This is a genomic window from Aquitalea magnusonii (genome assembly GCF_002217795.2).
GTDB lineage: Bacteria > Pseudomonadota > Gammaproteobacteria > Burkholderiales > Chromobacteriaceae > Aquitalea > Aquitalea magnusonii_B.
In genome coordinates, this window is record NZ_AP018823.1 from 2,419,212 (window position 1) to 2,431,601 (window position 12,390).

General features: G+C 60.3%; 13 protein-coding genes. 8 read left to right on the forward strand and 5 right to left on the reverse strand.

Features of this window, described 5'->3' with window-relative positions; translation table 11 throughout:
* Position 1: 1 nt before the first annotated feature.
* On the forward strand, positions 2-592 hold the full coding sequence (locus tag DLM_RS11540; RefSeq protein WP_089086228.1) for a TetR/AcrR family transcriptional regulator: 591 nt from the start codon (positions 2-4) through the stop codon (positions 590-592).
* Between the two features lie 95 nt (positions 593-687).
* Positions 688-1,281, forward strand: a complete 594-nt coding sequence (locus tag DLM_RS11545; RefSeq protein WP_089086227.1) for a hypothetical protein — start codon at positions 688-690, stop codon at positions 1,279-1,281.
* Positions 1,282-1,409: 128 nt separating this feature from the next.
* Here DLM_RS11545 and DLM_RS23055 read toward each other — a convergent pair whose 3' ends face one another.
* Complete coding sequence (locus tag DLM_RS23055) at positions 1,410-1,604, reverse strand: putative motility protein (RefSeq protein WP_145985839.1); 195 nt, start codon at positions 1,602-1,604, stop codon at positions 1,410-1,412.
* 118 nt (positions 1,605-1,722) lie between these two features.
* On the opposite strand from DLM_RS23055, the gene trxB reads away from it, so the two are divergent.
* The 5 genes from trxB (at position 1,723) to DLM_RS11570 (ending at position 6,140) form a co-directional block, all read left to right on the forward strand.
* Complete coding sequence (gene trxB / locus DLM_RS11550; protein WP_089086226.1) at positions 1,723-2,676, forward strand: thioredoxin-disulfide reductase; 954 nt, start codon at positions 1,723-1,725, stop codon at positions 2,674-2,676.
* A gap of 4 nt (positions 2,677-2,680) precedes the next feature.
* Positions 2,681-3,313, forward strand: coding sequence for a Smr/MutS family protein (locus tag DLM_RS11555; protein ID WP_089086225.1), 633 nt, complete (start codon positions 2,681-2,683; stop codon positions 3,311-3,313).
* Positions 3,314-3,395: 82 nt separating this feature from the next.
* Positions 3,396-3,848: a peroxiredoxin gene (locus tag DLM_RS11560; RefSeq protein ID WP_089086224.1), complete on the forward strand. Its 453-nt coding sequence runs from the start codon at positions 3,396-3,398 to the stop codon at positions 3,846-3,848.
* Positions 3,849-3,898: 50 nt separating this feature from the next.
* Positions 3,899-5,302 (forward strand): PhoH family protein, encoded by a 1,404-nt coding sequence (locus DLM_RS11565; protein ID WP_089086223.1) that lies wholly within the window; start codon positions 3,899-3,901, stop codon positions 5,300-5,302.
* A gap of 4 nt (positions 5,303-5,306) precedes the next feature.
* Positions 5,307-6,140, forward strand: a complete 834-nt coding sequence (locus tag DLM_RS11570; protein ID WP_089086222.1) for an alpha/beta hydrolase — start codon at positions 5,307-5,309, stop codon at positions 6,138-6,140.
* 75 nt (positions 6,141-6,215) lie between these two features.
* Here DLM_RS11570 and DLM_RS11575 read toward each other — a convergent pair whose 3' ends face one another.
* From DLM_RS11575 to DLM_RS11590, 4 genes are read right to left on the reverse strand one after another with little or no spacing between them, the layout of a single operon-like run.
* Entirely contained in the window at positions 6,216-6,767 is a 552-nt protein-coding gene (locus DLM_RS11575) for a cob(I)yrinic acid a,c-diamide adenosyltransferase (RefSeq protein WP_089086221.1), read from the reverse strand.
* Positions 6,767-9,106, reverse strand: a complete 2,340-nt coding sequence (locus DLM_RS11580; RefSeq protein ID WP_089086220.1) for a hypothetical protein — start codon at positions 9,104-9,106, stop codon at positions 6,767-6,769. The genes DLM_RS11575 and DLM_RS11580 overlap by 1 nt, the downstream gene beginning before the upstream one ends.
* Before the next feature lie 2 nt (positions 9,107-9,108).
* Positions 9,109-9,531, reverse strand: a complete 423-nt coding sequence (locus DLM_RS11585; protein ID WP_089086219.1) for a DNA polymerase III subunit chi — start codon at positions 9,529-9,531, stop codon at positions 9,109-9,111.
* Positions 9,518-11,083 carry a leucyl aminopeptidase gene (locus DLM_RS11590; RefSeq protein WP_089086218.1) on the reverse strand — a complete coding sequence of 522 codons (1,566 nt, stop codon included), beginning with the start codon at positions 11,081-11,083 and terminating at the stop codon, positions 9,518-9,520. The genes DLM_RS11585 and DLM_RS11590 overlap by 14 nt, the downstream gene beginning before the upstream one ends.
* A 202-nt stretch (positions 11,084-11,285) precedes the next feature.
* On the opposite strand from DLM_RS11590, the gene lptF reads away from it, so the two are divergent.
* On the forward strand, positions 11,286-12,386 hold the full coding sequence (gene lptF / locus DLM_RS11595; RefSeq protein ID WP_089086217.1) for an LPS export ABC transporter permease LptF: 1,101 nt from the start codon (positions 11,286-11,288) through the stop codon (positions 12,384-12,386).
* Positions 12,387-12,390 lie beyond the last annotated feature (4 nt).

Here is a 12,390-nt window from a genome sequence, read left to right on the forward strand (position 1 = left end):
CATGAGCGTACAAGACAAAAATAATCAGCCCGAGGAAAACAGCCGTCGCATGGAACTGGTGCGTGCCGCCGCCAAACTGTTCCGCGATCAGGGCTATGAACGCACCACGGTGCGCGATTTGGGCAATGCCGTCGGACTGCAGTCCGGCAGCCTGTTCTATCATTTCCGCACCAAGGAAGAAATTCTGGTAGCGGTGATGGCGCTGGGCATTAGCGCCACTACCGAGCAGTTGGGCGAAGCCATTGCGCGCGCCCGTAACCCGCGCGACAAGCTGTCCGCCCTGTTCCATGTTCATCTGAACTCGCTGCTGGGGGATAACCAGGCCGCACTGGAAGTGATGCTGTATGAATGGCGCAGTGTCTCTGCCGCGGCCAAACCCGGCCTGATCGTGCTGCGCGACCGCTACGAAGCACTGTGGCAAGAAGTACTGGACGAGGCCGCCGCCGCCGGACTGGTCAAGCAGGATACCCGCCTGCTGCGTCGCACCTTGCTGGGCAGCCTGCACTGGTCGGTGCAGTGGTACAAATCCGACGGTGAGCTGAGCGTGGACGCACTGGCAGAACGCATGCTGGCCTTGGTGCTGTTGAAGTAATCACACACCATGGCGCCATCCAGACTGATTTATCAGCAAACCCTGCGTAAAATGATATAAAATCACAGGGTTAGCCCATCAACAGGAGTTGCGCCATGGATAGCATCTCTCGCTTGCAGAGCAGTAGCGCCAGCACCACGGCCAACTTGTTGCAACAGAGCCGCAACAGCCGCGCAGCCAACAGCAGCCAGAACACCAGCGATACCAGTACCGTATCCACCCGCAATCAGAGCAGCACCGAACAACTGCAAACCACTGCCAGCAGCCTGCAGGCTGTTGTCAGCACCCCATCGCGGCAAAGCCAGAACCGCTTCCAGATCGAACAGACACTGGCCAGCCAGTTGACCTCCAGCCAGGCCGCCAGCGTCAGTACCGACAGCACGCGCACCGTGAATGCCAGCCGGGCCAGCAGTGAATCGGACAGCACCACCAGCAGTACCTCGGCAGCAGCCGTCAGCAGCCGCAGCCGCCAAACCACCGCCAGCAGCAATCGCAACAGCGAGCGCAGCAGTAGCGACAGCAATACCACCGCGAGCAGCCAGTCTGTTCCGGTCCGCAATCAGGCACAGCAGACGCTGGAAAACCAGAAGAACAGCGGCCAGATTGCCGTGGCGCAGTATCAGAGCAACCAGTCCCTGCTGGAAAGCACCACCCAGACCAGCAGCCGCAGAGTCAGTGAACAGGCCTGAGCCCGCTTCAGCACCGCACAAAAAAACCGGGCTTGCCCGGTTTTTTCATTGCCGCGTCCAAGGCTGCCTGCTGCACCGGCAACAGGCACAAAAGAAGCGGCCAGCGCCGCTTTTCCAGTCAGACCAGTTCAGGCACGGACATCAATACTTTGCCCCAGATGGGCCGGATTCGACGCAGGCTGGCTGATTTGCGTGCCGACATCGCTGGCACCCTGCACCAAGGACAATACCGACTGGCCTTCGGCCTGCAGCGATTTTTTCAGGGCGAACACCTGAGTGGCCGATGAAACATTCTGTCCGCTTACTTGACTTATTCCGTCCATGCCCCCACCTCCGCACTCATTACACGATTTAACAAGTCCAGTTTAGACCGCATGCGCCATTCTGTCATGGCAAAGCTGCTAAAATGACTGTTCAACGACCTAAAACAGGAACAACACGATGAGCAACACCCGTCACAGCCCCCTCCTGATCCTTGGTTCCGGTCCTGCTGGCTACACTGCAGCCGTTTACGCCGCCCGCGCCAACCTCAAACCGGTGCTGATTACCGGCCTGGCACAAGGTGGCCAACTGATGACCACCACCGAAGTGGACAACTGGCCGGCTGATGCCAGCGGCGTGATGGGTCCTGAGCTGATGCAACGCTTCCAGCAGCATGCCGAACGCTTTGGCACGGAAATGATCTTTGATCATATCCACACCACCCACCTGAATGAAAAGCCAATCCGCCTGGTGGGTGACGCTGGCGAATACACCTGCGACGCGCTCATCATTGCCACCGGTGCTTCCGCCAAATACCTGGGTCTGCCATCCGAGCAAGCCTTTGCCGGCAAAGGCGTATCCGCCTGCGCCACTTGCGATGGTTTCTTCTATCGCAATCAGGATGTCGCCGTGGTTGGTGGCGGCAATACTGCCGTGGAAGAGGCGCTGTACCTGGCCAATATCGCCAAACACGTGACCCTGATCCACCGCCGCGACAGCTTCCGTGCCGAAAAGATCATGATCGACAAACTGATGTCGCGCGTGGCCGAAGGCAAGATCACCCTCAAGCTGAATGCCAATCTGGATGAAGTACTGGGCGACGACAGCGGCGTTACCGGTGCCCGCCTGAAGTTCAATGACGGCAGCACCGAAGACATCAAGCTGATGGGTGTGTTCATCGCCATCGGCCACCAGCCCAATACCGACATTTTCAAAGGCCAGTTGGAAATGGATGCCACCGGCTACCTGATCACCCGTGGCGGCCGCGAAGGCAATGCCACCCTGACCAGCGTGGAGGGCGTGTTTGCTGCCGGTGACGTGCAGGACCACATCTACCGCCAGGCCGTGACCAGCGCCGCCTCCGGCTGCCAGGCCGCCCTGGATGCCGAACGCTATCTGGACAGCCTGAAGTAATATCTTGAAGGCCTTCAAGGATACATTGAAGGAAATCCGCCGGCAGGCGCGTCGCAGTGACGTGCCTGCCGTGCGTACGCCTACCCCTGCTCCACTTCCCGAGCCCGATTTCAAGCAACTGTTCAGCGATGTCATCCCGCTGAAGAGTCAGCCGCGTCACATCCCGCAGCACAAGAAACCCAGCCCGCACCCACGTCGCCGCCATGCTCAGCACGGCTTGTCAGCCCACACCGAGATGGAAGTGCTGCGTCATATGTCCGGCCTGTTCGAACCACAAGACAACCTGGCACAGTTTTCCCGCCCCGGCATGCCAGGCCAGACGCTCAGGCGCTTGCGCAATGGCCATTGGCCGGTTGCCTGCCAACTGGACTTGCACGGCATGGATCGTTACCAGGCGCAGGATGCATTGGCCCTGTTCTTGCACCGCGCACGACACCGCGGCCCCTGCTTGCGCATCATTCATGGCAAAGGCTTTGGCTCCAATGGCCAACCTGTGCTGAAAAAACTGGTGCGTAGCTGGCTGCGCCATCACCCGGAGGTATTGGCCTTCTGCCAGGCCAGCGAAACCATGGGAGGAGAAGGCGCACTGCTGGTGCTGATACGACGTGGTCATCATGAAGAAAACGGCTCAGAATAAGGATGACAACCGTAAGAAATTTCCGCTAAGCTCAAAGCAAGGCGGTTGTACTCCCACCAACCACCACCGTCAGGAGTCTTGCATGTCAGGCACACCCTGCCCCGACTTCACCCTGCCCGGCACCGCCGGCACCACCTTCTCTCTTTCCGCTGCGTCCAAGCCGCTGGTGATCTACTTCTACCCCAAGGACAACACGCCGGGCTGCACCAACGAAACCATGGATTTCCGCGACCTGCACGCCCAATTTGCCGCGGCTGGCGTCAGCATTGTCGGTATCTCGCGTGACAGCATCAAATCGCATGAAAACTTCAAGGCCAAGCTGGAGTTGCCGTTTGAATTGCTATCCGATGCGGAGGAAACTGTTTGTACCCTGTTTGACGTCATCAAAATGAAAAACATGTACGGCAAGCAGGTCAGAGGCATCGAGCGCAGTACCTTCGTGATCGATGCCGGCGGCGTGATCGTGCGCGAATGGCGCAAGGTGAAAGTGCCCGGTCATGCTGCTGAAGTTCTTGCCTTTGTAAACACTCTCTAACGCAGTGCCCCGGTCTGCCGACCGGGCTCTGCATCGCCAAGGGGTCCATCATGGTAAGCCGTAAGAAAAGCAAAACCACCAAGCTGTTCGTTCTGGACACCAATGTATTGCTGCACGACCCTACCAGTTTGTACCGCTTCGAAGAGCATGATGTTTTCATCCCCATCATCACCCTGGAAGAGCTGGACGCCCACAAGAGCGGCATGTCGGAAGTGGCGCGCAATGCCCGCCAGACCAGCCGCTTTCTGGACGATATTGTCAGCGGCTGCGAAAACAAGATTGAAGCCGGCATCACGCTGAAAAATGCCAGTCGTGATGCTGCCACTGGCAAGCTGATCCTGCAGACCCAGGCCATTCACAGCGTGCTGCCCGCTTCCCTGCCGGTAGGCAAGGCGGACAATCAGATCCTCGGCATCGTGATGGCCCTCAAGGAGCTGCATCCGGAGCGCTCGGTCATCCTGGTTTCCAAGGACATCAATATGCGCATCAAGGCCCGTGCGCTGGGCCTGGATGCCGAAGATTACTTCAACGACAAGGTGCTGCAGGATTCGGACCTGCTGTACACCGGCACGCGTGAAATCGACGAGGCGTTCTGGGAACGCAATGGCAAGGACATGAAGTCCTGGCAGGAACAGGGCCGCAGCTTCTATCAGGTAAAAGGGCAGGATGTTCCCAACCTGCTGATCAACCAGATGCTGTGGCAGGAAGGACCGCAGCCTTTGCAGGCGCGCGTGATCAAGGTGGAAGGCAAGAGCGCCGTGATCCAGACCCTGAAGGATTACAGCCACCACAAGAACAATGTGTGGGGCATTACCGCGCGCAACCGGGAACAAAACTTCGCGCTGAACCTGCTGATGGACCCTGAAGTGGACTTCATCACCTTGCTCGGCCAGGCCGGCACCGGCAAAACCCTGCTCACCCTGGCCGCGGGCCTGGCCATGACGCTGGAGCAAAAACTGTATTCGGAAATCATCATGACCCGTGTCACCGTGCCGGTAGGCGAGGACATCGGATTCTTGCCGGGCACCGAAGAGGAAAAGATGGCCCCGTGGATGGGTGCGCTGGAAGACAACCTGGACGTGCTCAACAAGAGCGATGACGACGGCGGCGACTGGGGCCGTGCCGCCACCCGCGACCTGGTGCGTTCGCGCATCAAGGTGAAGTCACTCAACTTCATGCGCGGCCGGACCTTCCTCAACAAGTACCTGATCATCGACGAGGCGCAAAACCTGACGCCCAAGCAGATGAAGACACTGATCACTCGTGCAGGTCCGGGAACCAAGGTAGTCTGTCTGGGCAATATTTCGCAAATCGACACCCCCTATCTGACCGAAGGCAGTTCCGGCCTCACCTACGTGGTGGACCGCTTCAAGGGCTGGGAACATTCCGGCCATATCACCCTGCAACGCGGGGAACGTTCACGCTTGGCAGACCATGCCGGAGAGGTACTTTGATTCAATGCAACCACGCCTCGAACTGATTCATGAGGCAGCAACAGGGACGGCGCGCCAAGCGCCGCCCCTTTTGTTTGTCCACGGCGCATTCTGTGCCGCCTGGTGCTGGCAGGAAGCCTTCCTGCCCTGGTTTGCCCGCCAGGGCTACGACTGCTGGGCGCTCAGCCTGGAAGGACATGGCGACAGCGACGGCCACCAATACCTGGCGGCCATCAGCATAGACGACTATGTGAGCAATCTGAGTGCGGCGGTCAAGCGCATCAAGCGTACGCCCATCATGATTGGCCACTCGATGGGGGGCTTCGTCCTACAGCAATACCTGACCCGTCAGCGCCTGCCGGCTGCCGCCTTCCTGGCATCAGTGCCGCCTACCGGGCTGGCCAGCTCCAGCCTGCGCCTGCTGACCCAGGCACCGGCCTTGCTGCTGAACCTGAATCGATACCAGCAAGGCAATTACAATCCGGCTCAGGATGAGCTGCGCGACTTGCTGCTGTCGGCGGATGCGCCTGCCAACATCACGGCATTGCTGGTGGAAAAGTGCCAACTGGAAAGTCAGCGCGCGGTGATGGACATGACCTTGGTCAATCCCTTGGGGATAGCGGCCATCCCGCCGTTACCGGCCCTGGTGCTGGGGGCGGCCGAGGACATGCTGATCTCACCGCAGGATGTGGTGGCAACAGCAGAGCGACTGGATGTACATGCGGAAATCCTGCCGCATATGGGTCATATGATGATGCTGGACACGCACTGGGAACGCACGGCAGAGCGCCTGCTGCAGTGGCTGGAGCAGTTACCGCCCGAGGTGCTTGCCGCGTCCCCCAGCCATGCCACGGCCTGATATCAGCCAGGCTGCAGCACCATGATAAGCAAAGCCGCTCACAACAGCGGCTTTTTCATGGCTGACCAGCAGGCATCAGGCGCGGCGGTGCGGTTGCCACAAGACATCGGGCTGGCCCAGCACCTTGTTCAAATGACGGGCCAGAATGAACAGGGCATCGGACAAGCGGTTCAGATACTGCCGTGCCGATGGTGAAACCTCGCCCTCATGCGAGGCGGCCACCAGTGCGCGTTCGGCCCGACGACACACCGAACGGGCCTGGTGGGCCAGGCCAGCCGGACGCGAGCCCCCCGGCAAAATGAACTCCTTGAGCATGGGCAGATCAGCATTCATTTGACTCACCCACTCTTCCAGCATGGCAACATGCTCCGGCTTGAGTGCGGCATAGCCCGGCACCGCCAGCTCGGAGCCCAGATCAAACAGATCGTGCTGCACCGCCAGCAAGCGCTGTGCGACCTCAACGGGCAGGTCCTCGGCCAGCAGCACACCCAAAACCGAATTAAGCTCGTCTACATCACCCAGCGCCTGAACGCGCGTGCAATCCTTGGCCACCCGGCTGCCATCCCCCAGACCGGTGGTGCCGTCGTCCCCGGTACGGGTGACAATACGGGATAAACGGTGTCCCATCAGTTTTCTCCTCCACGAGACGGGTCATGCTGCCCTTGCTGCTCACGTCCCAGCGCCAGAATGGCCTGACGCAGGCTTTCCTTCAGGGTTTCGCCAAACAGCATGTCGTAGTCTTCCTTCAACTGCTGCATCACGCCGGACAGCATGTTCTTGGCCTGCAGTTCCAGAGCGTCCTGCAGCCATAGTGACAGCTCCACCTTCATGCGTGGCAGCAGTTTTTCATACATGGCTTCCACCAGCGCCCGCTCATCCACCACCGCAACCGTTTCATCCTTGCGAGCGGGCGGGTTCATCAAGGCTGCGGCAGCCGAGGCAGTGGTGACAGCGGCAACACTCAGCACCTCTACCGACTTGGCCGCATCCGGCGTTGCCGTTTGCGGTCCTGCCTGTGGCATGGCAGCGGCAAAACTGGTACCGGCCAATGTTTCCAGTGCTGCCGACGGCAGCGCAGGCTGCTCATCGACGGCTACTACGGCCTGTTGCAGCGGTTCCACCTCGCCTGCCTGCGGCAACAGCGCTTCGTCCGTCTCGGTCAGCAGTGGCAAATCCGGCGGCGCAGCCGGGGTAAGCAATGGCGGCGCCTCCACCGCTACTGCGGCCTGTTGCGGCGGTTCCACCTCGCCTGCCGGCGGCACCTGCGCTTCGTCCGTCTCGGTCAGCAGTGGCAGATCCGGCGGCGCAGCCGGGGTGACAGTCTCCGGCTGCGGCGGTGTCAGCACCGCCGACTCCAGCTCTGGTGCAACCACGCCACTGGCCCGTTCAATGGCGAAGGGCGATTCGGCAAACAATCCCTGCACCGGTGCAGAGAGCGCCGCCGTGTTGCCGGCTGGCTGGGCCGGCGCAGCGGCGTCAGAGCCGCACAACGCCGCGTCCTCATCCCGTACAGGCAGCGCCGGCATGGCGGACGATACCGCGGGCATGACAGTGCTGACTTCCGTTACCGCCGCGTGCTCTTCGTCTTCAGCCAGGTTAAGTTCGGTCTCACTGGCGCGATCCACCTCATCCAGGCCGGGCCAGCTTTCCTCCATTTCCACCAGAGGCTGGGTCTCGGTGCTCAATACTGGCGACTCCGCTGCCTGCAAGGACTGCAGGCTGAAGTCTGCATCGCCCGGCGCATCCGCCAGCAAGGCCGAGGCGGCCAATATAGCGGCCTCATCCTGCAGCTCAGGCACGGCGGCATCCGGCTGCCCGGCGGTCCCCAGTCCAGGCCAATCCTGCTCTTCCGCCGGCAGCATGCCGGGCAGATTGGCCATGGCCTGCAGCAGTTCATCTTCGCTCAGCGCAGTAAATGCCTTGTGTTCCGGCTCCGGTACCGCATGCAAGGATTGCAACAAAGCGTCCTGCTCGGCTTCTGTCTGTTGCGCCAGGGTTTGTTCTGCAACGCGCAATACATCATCCAGCGAGGCGGGAGCGGAAGATACCAGTGCCTGCGCCCGCGCCAGCAATTCACTTGCGGAAGGCGTTTCCTCTTCCAGCCGTCCGATACCGCCACCCAGCACCCCGGCAGGCAGGCTGTCCAGCGAGATGGACAATCCACCGGGCAAGGCCGGGGGCATATCTACCGGCGTGCCATGTCGGGTTTCCGGCTCCGGGACTGGCGCAGTGCTGACAGCCTCGGCTGCCAATAGCGGTTGGGGGGTGTCCGGTTCTGCTGTGGCTGCAGGGGCTATCGCCTCTTCGCCCATGTTGCCCCAGTCATCACCCAGCTCGTCTGACAGATCCGGAATCTGCAGCTCATCTTCCAGCGCAGCCAGGGTCGGGATCATCACGTCGGCTTCCTGCGCCACCGCTGGCGTCGGCACCTCGGCTGGCAAGACCGGTTCTGGCGCAAGCGCCGCTGCGGCTACCGGCGCGACGGGTGCTGGTGCTGGTGCTGGTGCTGGTGCTGGTGCTGGTGCTGGTGCTGGTTCATCCAGCATGAATTCAAATCCATCCACTGCCAACAAGGGCGCTTCCGGCCTTGGCTGCGATTGCGCTGCCGGGGCGATGGCCATTCCCTGGTCGCCGTGGAGTACCTGCTCCAGGTCCAGCTCTGCTGCGGGTTCGGTCAGGTCCAGCGAAGGCAGACTGGCCAAATCCAGTGCGGCAGCAGCCGTTGCGGGCGCAGCCACATCCAGATCTTCCAGCGTGAGTTCCGGTATTTCCAGCTCCGCCACCCCCTCTGCCGGCAAGTGGATGCCACTGGGCAGGGCATTCGCTTCACTGGAAAAATCAAAATCCGGAAGGTCCAGCACTTCCTCTGCCAGTACCGGAATGGCGGATTCATCCACCACTTCGTCCAGCACGGGCAGGTCCAGCTCGTCCCAGGAGGGCAGATCAGGCGTTGGCGACTGGTTCATGGTCACTTGTGGCTCATGTCATGGTGTTGGATGGCGTAACCCAGAGCGCGATAAGCCTTGAAGCGGTGGCGGGCAGTATCCAGCGCGGCCTCATCGGTTCCGACGATCTCCAGAATACGGGAAAACTGTGCCGGTGCGGGCGGTAATTCCGGCCCCAGGTTCAACAATACCGGGTGCTGCAGCTCCGTCGGCAGTGCGGTGGTCAACCAGATCGGCGTTTGCGCAGCTTCAGCAGCATCCAGCCGGCAATGGGCAATGAACTGGGTATCAGCAATACACCACAACCGGTTACTGAAGGTATCGAACGCCCGCTCGTCTTCCAGCCAGACCAGCAAGCGCTCCTGTTTGCGGAATACCGTTGCGGCCAGCTTGCAGGCAAACTCCTGCGGCTGGGCCACATTGGTATAAAAATCAATCCGCGTCATCTTCTACAACTTCTGGCGATTCGCGACGCGGACGGCCACGGCGCACGACATTGCCCAGGGCGATATCGGCGCGGTCTTGCAGGAATTGCACCAGCAGCGGGACCGGGCGACCGGTTGCGCCCTTGTCCTTGCCGCTCTTCCATGCGGTGCCGGCGATATCCAGGTGCGCCCAGTCGTAAGCCTTGGCAAAACGTGACAGGAAGCAGGCGGCGGTAATGCTGCCACCGGGACGGCCACCGATATTGGCCATGTCGGCAAACGGGCTCTTGAGCTGCTCCTGGTACTCATCCCACAAGGGCATGTGCCAAGCGCGGTCGGCCACTTCCTCGCCGGCGGCCAGCAGTTCACGCGCCAGGCTGTCCTGATTGCTGTACAGGCCGGTGGCGATATGGCCCAGCGCAATGACGCAGGCACCGGTCAGGGTGGCGACATCAATCACGGTTTGCGGGTTGAAGCGTTCGGCAAAAGTCAGCGCATCGCACAGGATCAGGCGGCCTTCGGCATCGGTATTGAGCACTTCGATGGTTTGGCCGGACAGGCTGGTGATGATGTCACCGGGCTTGACGGCATTGCCCGCCGGCATGTTTTCGCAGGCCGGAACAATGGTAACCAGATTGATCGGCAGCTTCATTTCCACCGCCGCGCGGAAGGCACCCAGCACCGAGGCGGCGCCGCACATATCGTATTTCATCTCGTCCATGCCTTCGCCGGGCTTGAGCGAGATACCGCCGGAGTCAAAGGTGATGCCCTTGCCCACCAAGGCCAGCGGCCGGTCGTTCTTGTCCTTGGCACCCTGGTATTGCAGCACGATGAGCTTGGGCTCCACCACGCTGCCACGGGCGACCGACAGGAAGGAATGCAGGCCCAGCTCTTCTAGCTGGCGCTGGCCGTAGATTTCCACACCGGCACCGAATTCGGCGGCAATGCGCTCCGCTTCTTCGGCCAGATAGCTCGGCGTGCAGACATTGGGCGGCAGATTGCCCAGGTCCTTGGCCAGCTTCATGCCGTTGCCAATGGCCAGACCACGCAGCAGGCCTTTTTCGCCATCCGCCAGATCGCTGCGGCGCGGCACGGCCAGGGTAAGCTTGCGCGGCTCACGCACGCTGTCATCCTGCTTGCTCTTGAAGCGGTCGAAGCGGTACAGCACATCCAGCGTCACCACGGTGGCCTGCTCGATCATCCATTCGACATCATGCTTCTTCACAGTCAGCTCGGTCAGATAGCTGACGGCCTCGGTGGCTGAAGTCTGGGTGAGGCTGCGCACCGAACTGCGTACCGCCTCGCGGTATTCCTTGGCGCGAAAATCACGCTCCTTGCCCAGTCCCACCAGCATCACCCGGTCGCACAGGGTATGTGGCACCGAGTGCAACAGCAGGGTGCTGCCCAGCTTGCCTTCCATGTCGCCACGGCGGATGACATCGCTGATAAAGCCGTTGGAGATACGATCGAGCAAATCGGCGGCAAAGGTGAGCTTGCGCGATTCATAGACACCTACTATCACGCAGGCAACGCGCTGTTTTTCCGGGCTGCCGCTTTTTATGTTAAATTCCATCTTGTACTCCCGTGTATTGCGAGTGTCAGTTGTTCCACTTCTTGCAGGCTGCCAGCAGTGCCTAGCGTGCCGGAAAGCCCTGCCTGTAGCAGGCGAAGACAGAAGCTGCGTCCATCCCGAAATTTGCCGGAAACGGCGTTTCAGAGTTATCAAATCAAATTATCACTACGCAAGTCATAAAAAGTCAAAAAGGCACTGATAAATGGTTTTTCGTAAAAGCCTGACCCGAGAATTGACTTTTACCGCCCTGGGCGTTTTTATCGTCCTGCTGGCCATCATTCTCTCCACCCAGGCCATCAACCTGCTTGGCCGTGCGGCCGAAGGGCAGATTGCAAACGAGGCGGTCACCGCGCTGATCGGCTTCTGGGCACTGGGTCTGTTTCCCTTGTTGATGATTCTTACCGTCTTCGTCACTGTGCTGGTGGTGATGACCCGCATCTGGCGTGACCATGAAATGGCCGTCTGGCTGTCATCCGGCCTGTCACTGCGCGACTGGATATGGCCGGTGATGCGCTTCACCATCCCGCTGGCCTTGTTGGTGGGGATTGTGTCGCTGTTCATTGCCCCGTGGGCCGAAGAGCGCAGCCAGGTGTATGCCGAAATCCTCAAGCGGCGCGAAGAGATCAGCGCCATTGCCCCCGGCGTCTTCAAGGAAACCGGCTCCGGCAGCAAAGTGTATTTCATTGAAAGCTATGGCGGCCAACATGGTGCCGCCACGCGCATCTTCATGCAGGACATGAGTGAAGGCAAGGTTTCCAGCATCTTCGCCCAGCGCGGCTACATTACCGTCAATGCCGACAACGAACGCGTGCTGGTACTGGAGGATGGCCGCCGCTACGTGGGTGAACCGGGACAATCGAATTATGAGGTGGGCAGCTTCAAACGCTACAGCGTGCTGATCGGCACCAATCAGAAGCTGGCCGCGACACCCAATAACCGCCAGGCACAAAGCACCAGTGCGCTGATCGGCAGCAGCGATCCGGCCTTCCGCTCGGAGCTGGTATGGCGTCTGTCCATGCCCTTGAGTTGCCTGGTACTGGCCTTGCTGGCCATTCCGCTTTCCTACTACAACCCGCGCAGCGGCCATGCCTACAACCTGGTGGTGGCCTTGCTGGGTTTCTTCCTGTACCAGAACAGCCTGACCCTGGTACGTAACTGGATTACCCAGGGCAAAGTGGGCATGGCCAGCATTCTGGTGGTGCATGTCATTGTGCTGATCATTGCCGTTCTGCTGCTGAAATATCGTGATCGTCCAGCCAGTTCCGTCAGCCAGACCCTGAAATACTTCCTGCACAAGCACTGAATCC